This is a genomic window from Mycobacterium szulgai, from assembly GCF_002116635.1.
Lineage (GTDB): Bacteria > Actinomycetota > Actinomycetes > Mycobacteriales > Mycobacteriaceae > Mycobacterium > Mycobacterium szulgai.
This window is the reverse complement of the sequence record NZ_LQPW01000064.1, coordinates 16,508-35,563: the sequence shown is the minus strand read 5'-3', so window position 1 is coordinate 35,563 and position 19,056 is coordinate 16,508. Positions and strand designations below refer to the sequence as shown.

14 protein-coding genes and 1 pseudogene are annotated in these 19,056 nt (G+C 63.9%); 6 read left to right on the top strand and 9 right to left on the bottom strand.

Going from position 1 to position 19,056, the window contains the following annotated elements; all coding sequences use genetic code 11:
• Window positions 1–576 (bottom strand): PE family protein (locus AWC27_RS11610; protein WP_139836930.1); only part of this gene is annotated, 576 nt, incomplete at its 3' end.
• 145 nt (window positions 577–721) lie between these two features.
• Entirely contained in the window at window positions 722–2,098 is a 1,377-nt protein-coding gene (locus AWC27_RS11605; protein WP_085670621.1) for an FAD-binding oxidoreductase, read from the bottom strand.
• Between the two features lie 122 nt (window positions 2,099–2,220).
• On the opposite strand from AWC27_RS11605, the gene AWC27_RS32680 reads away from it, so the two are divergent.
• The gene (locus AWC27_RS32680) at window positions 2,221–5,139 is read left to right on the top strand and encodes an ATP-binding protein (protein WP_085670620.1); all 2,919 of its coding nucleotides are present in this window, start codon (window positions 2,221–2,223) and stop codon (window positions 5,137–5,139) included.
• A gap of 3 nt (window positions 5,140–5,142) precedes the next feature.
• Here the strand turns inward: AWC27_RS32680 and AWC27_RS11595 are convergent, their stop codons facing one another.
• Window positions 5,143–5,412, bottom strand: a complete 270-nt coding sequence (locus tag AWC27_RS11595; RefSeq protein ID WP_085670619.1) for a DUF4242 domain-containing protein — start codon at window positions 5,410–5,412, stop codon at window positions 5,143–5,145.
• A gap of 486 nt (window positions 5,413–5,898) precedes the next feature.
• Here AWC27_RS11595 and AWC27_RS11590 point away from each other — a divergent pair, with 486 nt between their 5' ends.
• Window positions 5,899–7,986: a PE domain-containing protein gene (locus AWC27_RS11590; RefSeq protein ID WP_085670618.1), complete on the top strand. Its 2,088-nt coding sequence runs from the start codon at window positions 5,899–5,901 to the stop codon at window positions 7,984–7,986.
• A gap of 25 nt (window positions 7,987–8,011) precedes the next feature.
• Here the strand turns inward: AWC27_RS11590 and AWC27_RS30990 are convergent, their stop codons facing one another.
• Window positions 8,012–8,155 (bottom strand): hypothetical protein, encoded by a 144-nt coding sequence (locus tag AWC27_RS30990; RefSeq protein ID WP_169726763.1) that lies wholly within the window; start codon window positions 8,153–8,155, stop codon window positions 8,012–8,014.
• Between the two features lie 302 nt (window positions 8,156–8,457).
• Entirely contained in the window at window positions 8,458–8,700 is a 243-nt protein-coding gene (locus tag AWC27_RS30095) for a hypothetical protein (RefSeq protein ID WP_139836929.1), read from the bottom strand.
• A gap of 152 nt (window positions 8,701–8,852) precedes the next feature.
• On the opposite strand from AWC27_RS30095, the gene AWC27_RS11585 reads away from it, so the two are divergent.
• Window positions 8,853–9,419, top strand: a complete 567-nt coding sequence (locus AWC27_RS11585; RefSeq protein WP_085670617.1) for a dihydrofolate reductase family protein — start codon at window positions 8,853–8,855, stop codon at window positions 9,417–9,419.
• Window positions 9,420–10,084: 665 nt separating this feature from the next.
• Here the strand turns inward: AWC27_RS11585 and AWC27_RS11575 are convergent.
• Window positions 10,085–13,387, bottom strand: coding sequence for a helix-turn-helix transcriptional regulator (locus AWC27_RS11575; protein ID WP_245847007.1), 3,303 nt, complete (start codon window positions 13,385–13,387; stop codon window positions 10,085–10,087).
• A gap of 173 nt (window positions 13,388–13,560) precedes the next feature.
• Between AWC27_RS11575 and AWC27_RS11570 the strand changes: the two genes are divergently transcribed.
• From AWC27_RS11570 to AWC27_RS11555, 3 genes are all read left to right on the top strand, one after another.
• Window positions 13,561–14,799, top strand: a complete 1,239-nt coding sequence (locus tag AWC27_RS11570; RefSeq protein WP_085670614.1) for a cytochrome P450 — start codon at window positions 13,561–13,563, stop codon at window positions 14,797–14,799.
• 655 nt (window positions 14,800–15,454) lie between these two features.
• Window positions 15,455–15,850 (top strand): nitroreductase family deazaflavin-dependent oxidoreductase, encoded by a 396-nt coding sequence (locus AWC27_RS11560; RefSeq protein ID WP_085670613.1) that lies wholly within the window; start codon window positions 15,455–15,457, stop codon window positions 15,848–15,850.
• 139 nt (window positions 15,851–15,989) lie between these two features.
• Window positions 15,990–16,709 (top strand): hypothetical protein, encoded by a 720-nt coding sequence (locus tag AWC27_RS11555; RefSeq protein ID WP_085670612.1) that lies wholly within the window; start codon window positions 15,990–15,992, stop codon window positions 16,707–16,709.
• Window positions 16,710–16,822: 113 nt separating this feature from the next.
• Here the strand turns inward: AWC27_RS11555 and AWC27_RS11550 are convergent, their stop codons facing one another.
• The 3 genes and pseudogenes from AWC27_RS11550 to AWC27_RS33150 all read right to left on the bottom strand — a co-directional run.
• A complete protein-coding gene (locus AWC27_RS11550) occupies window positions 16,823–17,584 on the bottom strand; it encodes an RsiV family protein (protein ID WP_085670611.1) in 762 nt (253 codons plus the stop codon).
• A 286-nt stretch (window positions 17,585–17,870) separates the two neighbouring features.
• Entirely contained in the window at window positions 17,871–18,170 is a 300-nt protein-coding gene (locus AWC27_RS11545) for a cyclic nucleotide-binding domain-containing protein (protein ID WP_085670610.1), read from the bottom strand.
• Window positions 18,171–18,287: 117 nt separating this feature from the next.
• Window positions 18,288–18,933: pseudogene (locus AWC27_RS33150) on the bottom strand (cytochrome P450 family protein); the annotation flags it as partial.
• Window positions 18,934–19,056: the final 123 nt, after the last annotated feature.

Sequence of the window (19,056 nt, the reverse complement as noted above, 5' to 3'; positions counted from 1 at the left end):
GGCTCCGCCGGCCCCGCCGGCCTTGCCTGCGGTTGTCGCGGTACCGCCGGCCCCCCCGGCGCCGCCGCTACCGAACAGTCCGGCCGCCCCGCCCGTGCCGCCCTTGCCGCCGTCGGCGCCGGCGGTTGAGGTTCCAGACCCGCCGGCGCCGCCGTTGCCGATCAACCATCCGCCGGCACCACCGTTTTGTCCCGTCCCTGCGGCGCCGTTGGTGCCGTTGCCGATCAGCGGGCGCCCGGTCTGTGCCACGAATTGCGCGTTGACCACGTCGAGCAAGCTCTGTAGAGGTTGCGCTGCGGCAGATTCGGCCGTCGCGTACGAGCCCGCGCTCCCGGTCAGGGTCTGCACGAATTGCTGGTGAAACGCCGCCGCCTGCGCGCTTGCGCTTTGATACGCCTGGCCGTGCGCCCCGAACAGTTCGGCGATGGCCACCGAAATCTCGTCCTGGGCGGCGGCAAGCAGGCCCGTCGTGTGGGCCGCCGCGGCAGCACCGGCCGAGTCGAGGGCGGAGCCGATCCCCGCCAAATCTGATGCGGCAGTTGACAATACGTCCGGCACCGCGATAACAAACGACATCTTCCCGACCCTTCCTATGCGTCATGACCCGAGCGTCGTGACGATTGGCTTGCTCGCCAGACCGCCGTCGATCTGTGAGCTTGGAAAAAACTTGCGTGATAGGCCCGACCGGCAGTGCACTGCCCCGGGTTGTGGCGCCTGCGGCCTACGAAGCCGGATGAATGTTCTGGTTGATGTGGAACACGTTGCGCGGATCGTATTCGGCTTTGATCCTGCTGAGTCGGTCGTAGTTCGGGCCGTAGCTGGCCCGGACTCGGTCCTGCCCCTCGTCCATCATGAAGTTCACGTACGCCGCACCCGCCGAATACGGGTGGGTCGCGTCCCAGTAGTCCTTTGACCAGCGCTTCAACGTCTCAGCGTTGGCCGGGTCGGGATCAACTCCCGCGATGACCTGCGAGAAGTTGACGTCCCGGTGGGCGAACGCCGTGTCGGTTTGCCCGACCCGATGGACAGCGCCGTCGATCGGATACAGATGCATCGTGGAGTGCATGGTCGGCAGCTCTTCGCTGAAGCGGGCATGGGCGTCCACGGCACCGTCGGCGACGGTCCGGAAGAAGTCGCCGCGCCAATACCATTGCAGCCCTTTGGGATACAACGCATCAAAGGTGGACTGCAGCGCGGGGAAAGGAGCCGCACCGAGGCCGTCGAAGGCCGGCTCCATCTGACGCACCGGTGTGAACACATCATCGGCGCGTGCGGGATCACCCGAGTAGCACCAGACGACTGCGCAAGCCTTGTGCAAGTGGAAGGCCTCGGGGAAGGGCGCCACCGGGGGGACGGTCATGGTTGCGAAGAACCCGTAGAGATCCTCGTCCTGCGCCGGGATGAAATCCCGGAACCAGCCGAGAATGTCGGCGGTGGCCGAGACCGGCCACGCCGTGGGGCCGCCGACCACGCTGTGCACGGGATGCAGGCGGAACGTAAACGAGGTGACCACACCGAAGTTGCCGCCGCCGCCGCGAAGCGCCCAGAACAAGTCGGGATGCTCGGATTCGGACGCCGTCACCTCGCGGCCGTCGGCCAACACGACCTCGGCCTCCAGCAGGTTGTCGATGGTCAGGCCGTGCTTGCGGGACAGGTAACCGTGGCCACCGCCGAGAGTGAGGCCGCCGACACCGGTGCTCGAGATGATGCCGCTTGGTGCGGCCAGACCGTATGTGTGGGTTGCGGCGTCCACCTGAGCCCAGGTCGCACCGCCCTGCACGCGGGCAGTGCGCCGGTCGGGGTCCACCTCGATCCGGTTCATCGGCGCCAGATCGATGACCAGGCCACCCTCGACGGTTCCGAAGCCGGGGCCGTTGTGGCCGCCTCCGCGCACGGCGACCGCTAGGTTCGACGTCTGCGCGAACTCCAGAGCGGTCCGGACGTCGGTGGCGGATCCACAACGCGCGATCACTGCCGGCCGCTTGTCGATCATCCCGTTGTGCAGCGCTCTGGCTTCGTCGTAGCCCGGGTCGTCAGGCAGGATCACCTCGCCGCTCAGCCGGGTCCGCGCCTGATCTGTCACCATGCTGGTCATCATGCCTCGACGCTATGGGGCGAGGTAGTGGCTCGTCATGACCACAACTAGGCATATTGCCGCAGACCCGGGGATAGTCAGATCTGACTATCGACCAGCTAACGCGCCGCGGCTACGTTGTGCTCATGGCGCAGTGGGTGCCGCCGCCCCTTCCCGCAGAACTCACCGCCCGTCGGGGCGGTCCACTTGTTGGTCGGGCCGCCGAGCTCGCGGCGTTCGAGCAGGCCTGGGAACGGGTTGAGGCCGGCCAGCGCCAGGCGGTGTTCGTCGGCGGTGAGCCCGGAGCCGGTAAGACACGACTGTCCGCGGAGGTAGCCGGACGACTCGTCGACCACGGAGTCGCGGTGCTCGTCGGAAGCTCAACAGCCGACGCCGACGTCCCTTACGCACCATTCGCCGAGGCGCTGGACCGGTTGCTGATTGCGGCTGCGCCGGGTTCGCTGGCCGACGTGGTGGCGGACGCGGGACCGCAGCTACGGCGCCTGACCACCCAGGTGGATCGGCATCTGCCAGATATCGGGCCGGCCGATCATGTCGACGCGCTGCGGCGTGCGCTCTTTGACGCGGTGACGGGTTTCATGCGGCGGCTGGCGATCGATCGCCCGATCGCCCTGGTCCTCGAGGACATGCATTGGGCGCAAGTACCGGCCCTGGCGATGCTCGAACACGTGCTCATCGGCTGCGCGGATGTGCGCATGCTGGTGGTCGCGACTTTCCGCACTACCGAACCTGACCGCTCCGAAGAACTCGTGACCCGGCTGGCCGAACTGCATCGGTTCGACGGTGTTCGGCGTCTTGATCTCGGGGGCCTGGACACCGATGCGATCGCGGAGTTCGTCGGCCAAACCCAGCGGCTGCGCCCGCCGTCGGCGCGTACCGCCGCGGCGCTGCTGCGGGATAGGACCGGCGGCAATCCGTTCTTCCTGACCGAACTCTGCAACCACCTCGAAATCCGGGGTGGGTTAGCGACTCTGGGTACCCACCAGACGGTTCCGGCGTCCATCGGCGATGTGATCGATCGCCGGCTCGGCGGGCTTGGGGCCGGCACCCGCAGCGTGATCGAACAGGCGGCGGTGTTGGGCGAAGCGTTTGACCTGCCGGCGCTGATCGCCACCAGCGAGGCCGATCTCGCGACGACGCTGGCCGCCGTCGATTCGGCCGAAGCCGTGGGGCTGATCCGGGCAGTTCCGGGCTCTGACGGCGAGTTCGCGTTCGTGCATGCGTTGACCCGCGAGGCCACGCTCAACGGAATGGCGGCGTCGCGGCAACGGATCATGCACGCACGCGCCGCCGAAGCATTGGAGGGGCGCGCCGACCCAACGGTTGTTCCCCGGGTGGCCAATCATTACCTACTTGCCCACGTGCTGGGCTACCACGATCAGGCGTTGCATTACGCGCGGAAAGCGGCTCGATTAGCTGAGCAGAGCCTGGCTTACGAGGACGCGGCGAAATGGTTCGAGCGCGCAGCGTCGCTTCCGGAAGTGAGTCCCGGGGATCGGGCGCTGCTGAATTTCGGCGCGGCCGCAAACCACATCCGCTCCGGCGATTTCGCGCGCGCCCGGGCCATCTACGAACGGATCAGCGCGACCGACGATCCGCTCATCCGGCTGGAGGCGACCGTTGGGTATGAGGACGCGTGTTGGCGGCCCGGCTTGTCCGGCTCGAAAGCCGCCGATCTGCTGGCTTCTGCGCTGGAAGCGTGCGGGCTGGACACCCACGACTCCCGCTACGTGCAGGCGCTCGCCAGTTTCGGACGCGCGTTGGCGTTTGCCGGCGAGACGGCACGTGCTCGAGAGGTCAGTAGCCGCGCCATCGATTGCGCGCGCGTCCTCGGCGATCCGGCGGTAACGCTGCACGCGCTGCTCGCCAGCATGTGGCACGGCTTTACCCCGGAGATGTCTGACTTGCAACTGGAGCGGTCGGCCGAGTTGCTGCGTGGCGCACAAGCAATTCGCGACTACGACACCCTCGGCTCAGTGACGCATTTCCGCGCCTTGGTCAGCTATCTCGTCGGGCAGCCCGACGACCTGGCCGCCTCGGCGGCCGAGCTGCAGCGAGCGGTCCAAGCCTGCGGACAGCCCTTCTTCGGCTTCGTCAGCGCGTGCGTCAACCAGGCGCTGACATACCTGCGCGGCGACTTCGCCGGTGCCGAACGGTGGGCCGACATCGCGTTGCGCACCGGCACCCGCTTCACCGCGGACGAGACCGAGGGCTCCTACGGGGTTCAGATGTTCATGATTCGCCGCGAAACCAGGGAGCTGAAGAGATTCGCCGGGTTCGTGGACGGCAGCGAGACGTTCGCCGGCCGTTGGGTGCCCGGGTTGCTGGCGCTGTACACCGAGCTTGGCTGTGAACGTGGCATGACCCGCGCGCTGAATCACCTGCTCACTCGCAACCTCACCGATCACACCGACGAGGCACAGTGGCCGATGGAGCTGGTGTTCATGGTGGAGGCGGCCTTCGAGCTGGGCAATCGGGAGGCTGTCCACAAACTGCAACCGTTCGTGGCCCGCTACGCGGGCAAGAACCTGGTGGCCGGACAGTTCGTCGCGTTGTTCGGGAGTGCCGAACGATATCTCGCCCGGATCGCCGCACTAGGCGGTGACAACGATTCCGCCGAGCGCCATTTCGCCGCGGCGCTTGAGATGGACCGACGGATGGGCGCGACGGTTCACGTCGCCGAGACACTGGCCCGATACGCGTTGTTCGCCGCGTCTACCGATCGGATGGAGGAGGCGCGGCGCCTTGCCGACCGGGCCCGCGAAATCGCCACGCCGATCGGCCAGTCCCGGGTCCTTGATTTGGTGGAATCGCTTGTCGCGACTGGTCCGGCGGATTCGGCGGGCCCTGCCGGCCTGACCGACCGGGAGGTCGAAGTGCTGCGGCTACTGGCCGAAGGGCTGAGCAACCGGGCGATCGGCGAGCGCCTCTATATCAGTACCAACACCGCGGCCAATCATGTTCGCAGCATCCTGCTCAAGACCGGTGCCGCGAATCGTACGCAAGCGGCGATGTACGCCACCGACCACGAACTGCTCAGGTGAGCTTCAGATTTCAGACAATGCACCGTCGGGCATGATGCGATCGGTTACCTGGACGACGACATCCGCCGGAAGACCGGCACGAGCGGCCGCGGTTCTGATCGCCTCCGGCGAGGGAGCCTCGTAAAGGCAGTACGTTTTTCGCTTGTCCGCGGACAGAAACGAGTACAGCCAACGAACGCCCTCCTCCGCGTTGATGCGATTGATCCCGTCCACGGTGTCGAGAGTGGGGTCCAGCACATCCGCGTAGTTGCGCTCGATCATGAATATCGGCACGTTGGAATCCTATTGGACATCTACGCCGTCCGCCTGAAATACGACTTTGCTCGAGTTGGTGTCCACGCCGTCAGCTGATACACCCAAGGTCAGCTTGGTAATGCGCGCCGATCCCTGCCCAGCAGTGTCAAGGATCAACCGAAGTAGCTGTTAACCGGTTGCGATTCCGGCGGGTGTGCTCGCATCGTTGCCATACCCGGCAGCCGCCGCAGTTGGAGAAGACTGGTCCACACGGCAATCACTTACCGTCACGAGCGGGCCCACACGTGACCCATAGCAAACTCATACAAATTTGTGTCGTGCGACGTGCGGCAAGGAATCCCGGAAAAGTTCCGGTCACCGAGGTGTTCGCTACCGAGGCGACGCTCGCGTTCAGTGCGGTGCCGCTTGTCGTGGACGGCTACGCCGGAAAATGGTTCAAATCGGGCGATTTGGGCTTCGTCACATCGTGCGATGGTGAAGAATTGGGCGCTTGGGAGGCGCACGATGTCATATCTAATCGCAGTACCGGACGTGTTGGCGACAGCAGCGACAGAGGCGGCAGGTATCGGCTCCGCAGTTGGGGCAGCGAACCTGGCGGCATTGGCTCCGACGAGCACGCTGATGGCCGCGGCTGGTGACGAAGTATCGGCGGCGATTGCATCGCTGTTTTCCGGTCACGCCGAGGCATACCAGGCGATCGGTGCGCAGGCGGCGGCGTTTCATGCGCAATTTGTGCGGGCATTGAGTGCTGCCGGCGGAGCTTATGCGGCCGCGGAGGCCGCTAGTGCCAACCCGCTGCAGACCCTGTTCGACGACGTTCTGGGTGTGATCAACGCGCCGACGAACTTCCTGCTGGAGCGTCCGTTGATCGGCGACGGGACGAACGGCACGCCCGGCACCGGGCGAGCCGGCGGGGACGGCGGGATCCTGTGGGGCAATGGCGGCGCGGGTGGATCAGGTGCACTGGGTCAAAACGGAGGACGCGGCGGCAATGCCGGGCTGATCGGTAACGGTGGAATCGGTGGCACCGGCGGCATTCGCGGCGGGGCCGGCGGCGCCGGCGGCACGGGCGGGTTGTTGCTAGGAAATGGCGGGGCCGGCGGCACTGGTGGGGTCGGCGGAGCAACCATCCCCGCTGGGGCCGGCGGCATCGGCGGCGCCGCTTTATCCTTGTTCGGCGCGCCGGGCGCGACCGGCAAGGCCGGGACTTACTACCCGAATGTGATGTTCGCGTCTCCAGAAGAGGCCGCCGCTCTGCTCTTGGCGACCCCGGATGCGAATTTCCTGTTGATCGGCACGGACGGCACGAATCTGGCTGCAATCCTGGCCGACCCGGCTGGCACCCCGAACTTCCACGCATTCATGCAGCAAAGTGTCACCTCGGCGTCGACCATCGTCGGGCACACCACCATTTCCAACCCGTCGTGGACGACCATGCAAACCGGTGTGTGGGGCGAGACGGCAGGCGTGAGCAACAACGTCTTCACCCCCTGGACTTACAACAACTGGCCGACCGTATACAACTATCTCGAGAATGCCTATGGCGACGAAGTCAACACCACCGTCATTGCCAACTGGCTTCCGGTAGCTCAAATCGCCGGCGCCGGATCGAACCCCGCCGACCACGTTGAATTCGTCCCGCAAGTCGCGGGCGATACAGACTGGATAGCGACACAGAACCTGGTAGGGCAGAAGACTCAGACCGCGATTCTGAATGCCGATGCCAGCAAAGGCAACCTCATCTTCTCCTACTTCGTAGGTGTCGATAACAACGCGCACCAATACGGTGGCGATTCGCCGCAATACCGGCTGGCCATTCAAAATATGGATGCTAACCTCGGACACCAATCCATAGGCGGCGGTGGACTTTTGGGAGCGGTAGCCCAATGGGAACAGAACACCGGCGAGCAATTTACCACGCTGATAGTCACCGACCATGGCGAAATCGGGCCCAACGAATTCGGTCGCGGCCACGGCTTCCAAACACCCCGCGAGACAGCGACGTTCCTGATGTTCGATCAAGCCGGCAGTGATACGCACGACGGCTACATCAACAACTCATGGCAAATCGTCAGCGTCACGCCGACAATCATGAATCAATTCGGCCTTTCGCCGATGCAGTATATGCAGGGTGCACCCCTGACGGACCCCAGCTTCAACGGCACCTACGTTAATCCCAGCCCCAACCTGTTCAGTGTGCTCAGCGCCAATTTCGCCTCGCAGGGTTATCCCGATGTCACGAGCACTCTGCTGCTGAACTCGCGCTCGATTGTGATGACGGTCCCCTCCGTGGTGTATGACCAGGTAACCAACATCGTCAATTCGGTGCCGACCTTCTTACAGGCTCCGGTCTCATGGATCGGGGCGGGCGTCTACCAGTCGGTCAATATCCCCGCACAGATCTGGGCCCGGATCACCGGGGTGACCGGCAACCAGATCATCCCGCCGGTATTGAACCCATTCCTGCCTGCGGGCGCGCCACCTCTGTTCCCGGCGTTCCCGGCGTTCCCGGCGTTCCCGGCGTTCTCGGCCGAGGCCGAGGCGGACTTCGGCGGCCTGGCTGACCTTTTGGGCCTACCAAACGCCGCGTGACATGGCTCGAACGGGGCTGCTCGAGTCAGTTCCCAATGGGCGGCCGGGGTTCGCCGGCCACCGGAGGGAACGGCCCCTCGCCGGCCTCCGGCACAACCGGCTCGTCATCCTTTGGCTCAGGATCGTCGGCGGCATAACTGCGCGCATCGTCGTCATGGTGTCGGCTCACGACTGTCTCCCGTCTTCGCGATGCGAGACCCATACCCACGTTCGACGATCGAAACCCCCGAAGGGGGTTCGGAGGCGCTGCCGGCTGCCGCGGTCAGGGTCGAGGCACTATCCGACTTGCGTGAGTTGCATGGGCTGTGTCACGTTCGGCGGCTTGCCTATGGAACCGCATATCGGCCGTGTGATGCCCGATTCGTCTTTGCCCGCAAGGGTATTCGGATCCCACGTGGCGTAACTGGAATACGCGCCAGGAACCCGCGAACCCTCAGGACAGAATGCGTCGGAGTGCCAGGCCAGTGTCCACTATCCGTTGAACAGTCGTGCCTCCGCGAAGGCCGGTCCACCGGGTGTGTTGGCGACCGCCGCGCATCCGTCACCACATGGAGTGAAATACCAGTCGCTAGTAGTGGTCTCACCGGATTGTGAGACCACGGTCGAGATGTAGTGGCCGCTCATGGTCGGGTCCGCCCACGCGTTACCAGCTGACCCGATTCCTAACCACCCGGCGAGGACGGCGACTGAGACGATTCCTCGTGAAACGGCCATGATGGTGTCCTCCTTATGGACTACCTCGGTTACCGCATAGTTTTGCTATAGCACAAAGATGGGCCGCCGCAAGGCCGCCGTCCGCATTGGCAGTGCGCAAAGTGTCGAGTGGCGTCGCGGTGAGTTTTGCTCTCCGGTGCAGTCTGATCACCATGGGCAAACTCATCTATGGCTTCAACGTGTCGGTGGACGGCTATATCGCTGACGCACAAGGCAGCATCGACTGGAGCGAACCGAGCGACGAACTGCACCAGTACTGGAACGACTTCGAGCGGGAGACCAGCCTGGCGTTCTACGGGCGCCAGCTCTACGAACTGATGTCCGCGTACTGGCCGACAGCCGACAAGGCACCGGACGCCAGCCCGCTGATCGTCGACTTCGCACACATCTGGCGCAACATGCCCAAGGTCGTGTTCTCGCGCACCCTGGAGTCCGTCGACTGGAACTCCCGGCTGGAACGCGGCGACCCGGTCGAGGTCGTCACGAAGCTCAAAGCCCAAATCGACGGCAGGCTGGAGGTGGCCGGCGCGACGCTGGCCGCACCCATCGTGCAGGCCGGACTGGTGGACGAGTACCGAATCGTGGTCGCACCCACCGCCGTGGGCGGCGGCACCCCTTTCTTCCCCACCCTGCCGACATGGATCTCGCTGCGACTGTTGGAGAACCGCACCTTTCCGGGCGGCACGGTCCTACTGCGATACGAGGCCAAGCACGACTGATCGAACGTCCCTCCGGTCGGAGTAGCGTCGGATAGGACGGTCCGACGTCAGAGCTGGAGCCCAAGGCTCAACTCGCCGAGCGCAGGTGGACTAGAGCAGAGCGGGCAACGGGTGTTCGCAATGGGAGGTCCGGTGTCCGGGTTTGGCCGAAAGACCGTGCTGATCACCTTCGGTCGGTCATATCTGTCACTCCACCTGGCTCGCCTGATGGGCGCCGCGGGACACGACGTACTGATCACGACGAACGTATCGCAGGTGGGCAGCCAAGCACCTGCATCAGGCGCGATCGCTGATCCGGCAGAACACCCGTGTTGAACCGGAGCACCGCGAATAGCTACCGGCGAATAGCGTGGGGCGGCGGACGTCGTCCCAAGCAACCGAACTGCCAGCCAACATACGCTGGGGCAAACAGTTGGTGGGGCTGTTCAGTTGCGGTTGATGGTTGACGGATCTACTTCGGTTGATCCTTGACGCTCTTTGCACCACCACGACCCGATCGACCCGCCCACCAGCGACGAGGCCGCTTGAAACTCGCTAATCGCCAAATCGCTACGTCCACTTGCCATTTGAGTCGGCGCCACCCGTTTTCGGGGTTGGTTCGGATCCCGCAACGGTCGGTGCAACCGGGCTATCCACCACTAGCAGGTACGCGTAGATTTGCCCGCTCACCAATCGTGGCGGGCGGCCTCCTGCACCAGTTGCAGGCGCGACGACAGGCTCAGCTTGGCGTAGATGTGGGTGAGGTGCGATTGCACGGTCCGGTGCGAGATGAACAGCCGTGTGGCAACGTCCTTATTGCCCAACCCCTCACTAACCAGTCGCACCACATCACGTTCCGTCGGCGTGAGCGACTCCCAGCCACACGGAGGTCGTTTGCGCTCGCCGCGACCTCGCTGCGCATAGGCAATCGCTTCTTCGGTCGACAAGTCCGCTCCCTCGGCCCAGGCGGCGTCAAAATCGGCTTCTCCCAGAGCATTACGCATGTCAGCAACGCAGGCCTCGTGGCCGGGTTCATGGATCTTGAACCGGACGACGCCGATGCGCCGACGCATGGCATCGGCGGCACCGAGTAAGCGGGCGGCTTCACGTTGGCTGTCTGTCCGGGTGCCCAAGATCACCAGGCACTCCAGCAAATCCGGCGTCAGGAGGTGCGCCTGCATATCGGTGGTCATTGCCAACGCGTCAAAAGCGTCGCGCTCAGCCTGCTGTAGCTCCCCCTGCGCCATCGCCACGCGGACACGCTCCACGAGGGAATTTATCAAGTGCCAGTAACGCGTCTTCGACACGGCGGCATCGGACCAGCGGCGCGCCTCGGTGAGGTCACCGCAAGCCGCGGCGGACTCGCCGAGTGGCGCAACGCTGATGACAAGTGGGTCTCGCTGCGGCACCGGCATCCTGTGCTGCCACGCCTTTTCACTTGCGATCCGGGCCGCCGATGCGTCACCTGCGGCAAGCGCGGCCACTCCAAGCACCGCATGTGCGAGGTCCAAATAGAACCCGCCGAGCATCTCCCCGACTTCGATGGCGCGCTCCGCTGCGGCTCGAGCCGCACCAAGCTCGCCTTGATACGCGGATCCATAGGCGTAGCAAATTGAGCACAGTGCCAAGATCACCGACTCGTGCGCTGCCTCAGCCTCGGCGAGCACTCCACGCAACTCGGCGCAACCGTCGACCACTTCTCCCAGGCACACCCGCGCCAACCCTCGCCACATCCGGAACACCCGCCCGTGGAAGTGATCGCCGATCGCTTTGGCGTGCAGGCAGCCTTCCTCGACCGCCAGGAACGGGGCTCGCAGCTCACCCGACGCGTTCCCACCGAACGCACGCCAGCCGAGGAGCTGACTCAACCTCCACCCGTCGCCCAACTCCCGTGCCAGAGCGATGCCTTCGTCCAAGTACTGATTGGCAATTTCCGGCAGAAAGACCGCGGTCCCCCCGCAGGCGGTCAAAGCCCGAACGATCAGCGCGGGGTCGCCGACATCGCGCGCGATCGCCAGCGCCTGTTCGGCTAGCTCAAGGCTCTCCGGTCGCTCCAGCCCCGCAAAAGTGTCGAGTGCGGTCCGGTCGGCGATTGCGCGGGCCTGCATCGCGGGTGCCAGTTCGTGGTCCGTGTCGGAAAGGGCGGCGTCGAACCAACTCAGCCCCTCCTGGAGGCGGCCGCTGATGACCCACAGTGGATGCAGCGCCGAGCACAGCTCGAGGGCAAACTCGACCTCCGAGGATTCGCGGCTCCACGTGAAAGCGCCTCGGAGATTGTCGATCTCCGTTTCGGCCCACGCGACACGTCGGTCCAGCTCCGTAGTGGCCGCATCAACCAGCGCAGCAAGTGCTGTGTAGTGGTCACGATGACGGCTGCGGACGTCATTGGCCTCCCCGGACTCGCCCAACTTTTCGAGAGCATATTGGCGAACCGTCTCCAGGAGACGGTATCGCGTTGGGCCAGTTGAATATTCGGCGACGACCAGAGACTTGTCGACAAGCAAGGTCAGTAGGTCAAGCACCTGGTGGCGTTCGACCTCTCCTCCACTCGCAACGGCTTCGGCAGCCACACGGTCAAACCCGCCCATGAACACGGCCAGCCGACGAAACAGCAGGCGTTCAGGTCCAGTGAGCAATGCATGCGACCAGTCCACTGACGCGCGCAGTGTCTGCTGTCGCCGAACAGCGGCGCGTGCGCCGCCGGTTAATAAGCGAAATCGGTCATGCAGACCGTGCAATATTTCGTCCAACGACAATGAACGCACCCGCGCGGCCGCCAGCTCGATCGCCAACGGGACACCATCGAGGCGGTGACAGATCTCGGCAACAACGCTCGTTTCATCATCGACATGTAAATCGGGTCGCACACGGCGAGCACGCTCGACGAATAGCTCGATCGCCTCATCACCCAACGACAACGATGGGACTCGCCAACTCACCTCACCGGCCACTGCGATGGGCTCTCGGCTGGTGGCCAACAGGGCTAACCGCGGACAGACACCCAACAGCGTGGTGACCAATTGGGCGCTGGCGTCCAAAACATGCTCGCAGTTGTCCAGCACCAGAAGGAGATGACGGTCACCGATGAACCGCGTCAATGCATCGACGGTGGCCTGGCCCGGCTGGTCACGCAAGCCCAGCGCGCGGGCCGCCCTTACGGGCACCAAAGCAGGATCCGTGATGGGTGCCAGATCGACGAACCACGCACCATCGTCGAATTGAGATGCCGTCTGCTTGGCAAGGTGTATTGCGAGACGCGTCTTGCCGACGCCTCCAGCACCGGTCAGTGTGACCAGCCGGTCATCAGCGAGCGCTGCGGCGAGCTGATCCATTTCCTCCTTACGTCCGACGAATGCCGTCAGCTGCGGCGGAAAGTTATGGACCGCAGCGGCTTTCGCGGTGCGCAGGGGTGGGAAGTCGCTGGGTAAGTCAGGATGACAAAGCTGAACCACCCGTTCTGGCCGGGGCAGGTCACGCAACTGATGAGTGCCCAAATCGGTCAGCCAGACACCGTCGGGAAGCCGCTCGATTACCAAGTCACTCGTCGTGCTTGAGAGCACCGTTTGTCCGCCATGTGCGAGCTCTCGCAACCGCGCGGTGCGGTTGATGGCCGGGCCGATGTAATTGGCGTCATCGCGTAGCTGCACTTCGCCGGTGTGTACCCCGATGCGCAGCCGAATCGGCGCCAGCGGCGCTCGCTGCAAGTCAAGGGCACAGGCAATGGCGTCGCTGGCCCTCCCGAACGCGATGACGAAGCTGTCGCCCTCGCCCTGCTCCACCGGCCGCACGCCGCCGTGTGCGGCCACGACATCGGCGAGCGCGCGGTCCAGCCGTGCGACGGCATCGGTCATATCCTCGGGTTGAGATTCCCAAAGCCGCGTGGACCCTTCGACGTCGGCAAGCAGCAGCGTCACCGTTCCGGTCGGCAGCAACTCGCTCACGCCCAAATCGTTCCAGTTCAACGGCGGCATCTCCGCGTGTTGGCTCATATTAGCCAGCATGGGCCGCGGCGACCGGCCAAAACATCAGCGCAAACGCGCAGATCTGCGTATCGGCACGCGGATTTTACGACCCCCGGTCGCGCTTTTCTACGCGTCGCTGCGGATGGTCTCGAGCTTCTTCGACCGGATAGTCGACACCAACCCCGAGCAAGGAGGCCACCATGACCGTCACCATTCATACAAGCACCGGCCCGAGTGTTTTCGATGCCGAGCTGCCGGCCATCGCCTACGAACACCTCACAGATCCCTTCGAGGCGCATCGCGAAATCGCTGCGGCCCGCCAGAGGGCGCCGATCGCGATGGGGCCCCACGCGCCGGAGGTATTGAGTTACCGCCTGGTGCACACCGTGCTACGCGACAACCGCTTCGTGACCGCGAGCGGCCTGGGACTCGACTTGCAGGGTGTCACCTCAGGTCCGCTGTGGGACAGGGCAATCGCCAACATCCTCAGCCTCGACGGCGACAGACACCACCGCCTGCGCCGGCTGGTCTCGAAGGCGTTCGCACCGCGCGCCGCCGAACGGATGCGCACGCTGGCCGTCGAGATCATCACCGAGCTGGTGGACTCGGTCGCTCCCACTGGCCGTTGCGACGTGGTGAGCGACATCGCGCGGAGGTATCCCACGCCAATCATTTGTGCACTGCTCGGTGCGCCGCGCAAGGATTGGCCGCTGTTTGGGAAGTGGGTCGACGACATCAAGAAGTTGTTCGACTGGAACGTCGCTGAAGACGGGCCCGCCATCGTCGCGGCATGGGACGGTCTCGACGCCTACCTAGAAGACATGATCGACCGCCGACGCGAACATCTCACCGACGACCTGATCTCGGATCTGATCAAGGCTGAAGACGAAGGCGATCACTTGAGTCACGACGAGCTGCTCATGCTGGCGGCCACGCTACTAGGCGCCGGCACCGACACCACGCGCAATCAGCTAGCCGCCGCGGTGCAGGTCCTTGCCGATCACCCTGACCAGTGGGCGTTGCTGGCCCGCCGGCCCGAGCTGGCGACCAATGCCGTTCATGAGCTCATGCGTCATTGCCCAATCGTTTTCGCGGTGCCGCGCACCACCGCCGAAGATGTCGAACTTGGCGGGGTCACCATTCCGGCGGGAACTCTTGTGCTGGCGAACACCGCATCGGCCAACCGCGATCCCGCCGTGTATAACGACCCCGAGCGCCTCGACATCACGCGCGAGGAGTCCGCCACCATGTTGACCTTCGGGGGTGGCGTGCATTACTGCCTCGGCGCACATCTGGCCCGCGTCGAGCTGACCGCAGCGCTACGCGTGATCACCCAACGCATGCCCAACCCCCGAAGGACCCGGCCCGCGACCTGGAAGGCCATGACCGGCATTATCGGCCCGATCAGTGTGCCGCTCGAATTTGATCCCGGGCACTAGCGCAAACTCCCGGTGTTCAGATTGCACCAGTCGAGCCATCGCTGCGTACGGCGGACCCGCCAGAACCCTGTTGTCCCGGTTGCCGCACCCGAAAGGCTTGGTGTTCCGTCTGTTTCGATGCTCGGCGGACTCATGCCGGCGAAACAGTCGAGGGACAGCCCGTGTGTGAATAATCGGGTGTAGGCCCATAGCTGCCCATGCCATTGAGCGCGCGATAAACAACTGCCGGGTTGACGGCGACGATGTTGTCGCTGAAGCCGAGCCGGTGCGCGGTTCTCGGTACGTAGTCCGTCGCTCACCACGGCCGACGTCGCGGCTAGGCGACAAACACCTCTTGCCCCTCAGTCGTTTTCAGGTTTCGACCTGAATCTGATAGTGAAACCCCGTGAAGGCGAAAACATTAGCGCCCGTGTTTCCGCGACGGCATGAGTAAGGGCATCACCACCCATCTGGGATCAACGGCGTTTGCTGTCGCTGCTCAATGGGCAGCAGGGACAGCACAAGACGATCCGTTGATCCACGACGAGTTTGCAGCGCTGCTAGTGGCGGCGGCCAACGAACTGGGTTGGCAAAGCTGGCGTGGGGCGACCGACCGTTTTCCTAGCGTTCCAACGGATACTGGTCATTTCGAGCTGATCACCAAAGAGGGGGTTACATGCGGGTGCCAAGAGCCGTCGCAAAACTCAATAGTCGAGTCATTAACCCGGTGGCCCGGTCGATCACGCCGTGGCTACCAGGCCAAGGGACACTCGAACATGTCGGACGCAAATCAGGCAAGTGCTACCGAACGCCGCTGTTGGTTTTCCCCATCCGCGACGGCTTCGTCATTCTCATCGGGTACGGGCTGAAATCGGACTGGTTGAAGAATGTATTGGCCAGTGGACAGGCGGTGCTGCACAAGCGCGGTAAGAGAGTCGCGCTAGCCGATCCCCGCGTCCTGAGTAAGGCCGAGGGCGCAACCCTCGTTACAGGGCCATCTGCTGTGTTCTACCGCTTGTTTCCGTACAACGAAGCGGCGCTGGTCTTGAGCAAAGTCCATTCCCCACAATGATTTTGGGTAGTTCTGCCCGAGGAGCCAGGTCAGCCGTTGCGTTCGTCAACAGTCACTGAGAAAAAACATCGTCCGGTCCGATCGTCATCGAATTGGCGTCTTCGCCCACGGAGGCGACACTGAGCCATACACTTGCCGCGTGAACATCCGCGAGTTCATCGTCGGCGTCGCGATAGCTCCTGTCCGGGCCGGCGTCAAGGTGGCGGACGCCGGACTCGCCGCTTCGGCCATGGCGCTTGGGGCTGTAAAGCAAACCTTGGGCGAGGACGGCGCGAAGACGGTAGACCCGATCACCGATCTATTTCCCCTGCGCGGCGCACTCGTAGGCGCGAACCGAGTTGCCGAATTAACCGAAAACGACAGGGCGATGGGGCGCGCTCTGGTCCGCGGCGGGCCGGCCGACAAGCTGATGCGTCCGGGTGGGGTTGTCGATATGTTGGACGCTCCCGGCGGGTTACTCGATCGGGTATCCGGTGGAAGTAGCTCCTCGCTAGAGCGGATCCTAGCGCCCGGTGGGCTCGTAGATCGGCTGCTCGCAGAGGACGGGCCGTTAGAGCGGATGTTCGCCGAGGACGGCATTATCGAGCGGATGTTTGTAGAGGACGGCATCGTCGACAAGCTGCTGGCTAAGAATGGACCGCTTGAACAACTCACCGAAGCCGCTGAAATCCTGAGTCGGCTCCAGCCCGCCGTGGAGCGGCTGACGCCCACCGCCGACACCCTTGAGTCTGCTGTCGACACCCTCAACCGGATGGTCAACTCGCTGAGCGGCATCACAGACCGCATTCCGCGGCGGCGGTCGACGCGGCCGGCTGTGCGCTCGAAGCGCAACGTGGAGCAGGATGCCATCGAGGAGTGAGCCGACCGGCTCACCGGCGCCGTCGGCGACTAGGCGGCCGCTATCGCAGGTGGTGGTTTTGCTGGTGCCGCCGCACCCTGTCTGGTGAGTCCCTCGGCTCGGGTGTCGAAGTTTCAGGCCAGCATCGGGTCGATCGCCGACCGGGGCACCAGCACCTGAGCCGCCTCGGGGAGCAGCGTGCCTTGGTCGAAGAAGAACATCACCCCGTCGTTGACCACCGCAAAATTCTGGTAGTTGGCAGGGTTGTACAGCGCAGTCTGCGCGATCGGTGAAGCCGCTGGTGGCGGGGTGGTGACCGGCTGTCCCGGTTGCGTGGACGGCGTGGGTGCCCCGGCTGGCGGCGGTGCCTGCTGCTTCTGCAGTTCAGCCTGGACGATCGGCGCTACGGTTTGCAGCGGATCATCGACTCGCCACAACGGCGTATTTTGTTTGTCGTCAGCTTTGGCCGTGTAGAGAATTTCTTTGCGGTAGGTCTGGTCCCAATTGAACGCCTTATACGTCGTCTGCGGGCTGCCAACGTCTTGGTACACCGTGAACACCACAGTCTGCGTGCCGCGCGGCGGAATCGCCGAGCTATATTCCGTCGGCTTGATTCTCAGCTCATAGGGTTTGTCGGGCGCGCCCGATTTGGCCTGGTTGACAAACGCGTCGCGTGTCTGGGAGATGAATTCGGCGACCGGCTTCTGGTCGGGGTAATCCAGCGGCATGCTTATGTCGACGTTGTATTTGGGGTCGGAGAGCTGGATTTCACACGTGCGGCCGTTACTGATGCCCTTGAGGTCGGCACAGTAATCCTTCGGCGCCGCCACCGCCGTGGCAGAAGAACCGAGGATTGCCGCAGCCGTGACGACTACGGCAACGCTGAACAGGCGCATGTGTGAATTCCTCCAAGCAATCGCGGCACAGCGCCGCGCACGAGAGATTAGGGCAGCATTCCTGCAAAGTGGGCAGGCGGGCTACCGCTCGTCCAGAGTAGCCCGAACTGAAGGTTCAGGCGAAGTCGCGCTCTAACCGTCGGCCGATACCGCACTTGGACGCGCGTCGACGTCGCTGTCAGCACGGCCTGATACGGCAGCTCGGCCACGGTTAACTCCCTCGTCTAGAAAGTGTCAAGGATCAACCGAAGCAACTGTCAAGCATCAGCCGAAACAATGTCGAGCATCACCCGCCGTCATACACCCTCTGAAGTGGGGCGGGCGGGTGCCCAATCAGTAAGTTCAGTTCCCCTAAAAATTGGCCCCGGCCGTGGCGGGCAAGGACAGTTTCGCCGTGGTCGGCGCTGGCCTCGCGAACCGTTTCGACGGCGGCGCTCACCAATACAACGAAGTCATAGCTAGGTTGGCCGGCTTCAAACAGCAACTCCCCCAACTGAACTTGGGTCGGTGTGTCGTAGGTGCCCAACCGCGCCATTTGATCGTCATCAAATACGGGAAAGGCCTCAGCCTCGGTGGGGTCGGTCACGATTTTTGCTATAGGTGACGAGGGTCAATTGGCAGCATGCGCGTTTAGCGACACTGGAGGGTGTTCTTACTGCGAGCTGGCTGGGCCCGCGGGCCTGCCGCGCGTCTAAGTCTCCGCAAGCGCGCACATCAAGTCCTCGCACGGCTTTTGGCGGCGCTCGGCCAGGAAGTCGGCGAAGTATCCGTAGATGGCGGCCGCCGCCCCACCCTTCCTGTCCTCGCCGCGGGTCGGGTTGGACTGGACCACCGTGTTGTTAGACCACTGCAAAAATTGCTCGCGATCTTGACGCGGCACGCCCAGCAGGTCGGCAATCACCCAGGCCGGGATGACCCCGGCGAAATCTCGACGAAATCGGCCGCGCCAGCACTCTGGGCAAGCCGCTGGGACAAGCGATCGGCCAAATCCTCGATGCCCTCATTCAAAGCAGCGACGCGTCGGCAGGTGAACGCTCTGCTCACCAGGGCGCGGAGCTGGTCGTGTCGGGGCGGATCTATCAAAATCATCATGGGCAACAAAGACTCCATAACCCTGGATCCTGGCGGAGCCGGGAAGACACCGTTGACCGACGAATAGCTGTGGTGGTCAAGCAGGCGGCGATCACGTCTCGGTGGCGGCTAAGCACCCACGTGTTGGAATCGGTTGCACGGTATACCGAGGCCTCATCGCGAAGCAGCCGGTAGGTGGGATAGGGATCTGCGTGGATGTCCGCATCGAACGGGTCGTAGCGAATCTGCGCGGTCGACAGCGGCAGCTCCCGCCACATCACAGAAACAGAATTTAGACTGGGATTTTAAACGGACGGAAGGGCTGTCACGCTTGGCCCGACGCTTCATCGGCGCAAGCCGCGTAGCGGGACGTTAAGTCGTCTCGGTTATAGCATGTCGGC

Coding starts and splice junctions, on each gene's coding strand:
- AWC27_RS11605 (WP_085670621.1), bottom strand. CDS start 2,098: ATGATGACCAGCATGGTGACAGATCAGGCGCGGACCCGGCTGAGCGGC.
- AWC27_RS32680 (WP_085670620.1), top strand. CDS start 2,221: ATGGCGCAGTGGGTGCCGCCGCCCCTTCCCGCAGAACTCACCGCCCGT.
- AWC27_RS11590 (WP_085670618.1), top strand. CDS start 5,899: ATGTCATATCTAATCGCAGTACCGGACGTGTTGGCGACAGCAGCGACA.
- AWC27_RS30095 (WP_139836929.1), bottom strand. CDS start 8,700: ATGGCCGTTTCACGAGGAATCGTCTCAGTCGCCGTCCTCGCCGGGTGG.
- AWC27_RS11585 (WP_085670617.1), top strand. CDS start 8,853: ATGGGCAAACTCATCTATGGCTTCAACGTGTCGGTGGACGGCTATATC.
- AWC27_RS11575 (WP_245847007.1), bottom strand. CDS start 13,387: ATGAGCCAACACGCGGAGATGCCGCCGTTGAACTGGAACGATTTGGGC.
- AWC27_RS11570 (WP_085670614.1), top strand. CDS start 13,561: ATGACCGTCACCATTCATACAAGCACCGGCCCGAGTGTTTTCGATGCC.
- AWC27_RS11560 (WP_085670613.1), top strand. CDS start 15,455: ATGCGGGTGCCAAGAGCCGTCGCAAAACTCAATAGTCGAGTCATTAAC.
- AWC27_RS11550 (WP_085670611.1), bottom strand. CDS start 17,584: ATGCGCCTGTTCAGCGTTGCCGTAGTCGTCACGGCTGCGGCAATCCTC.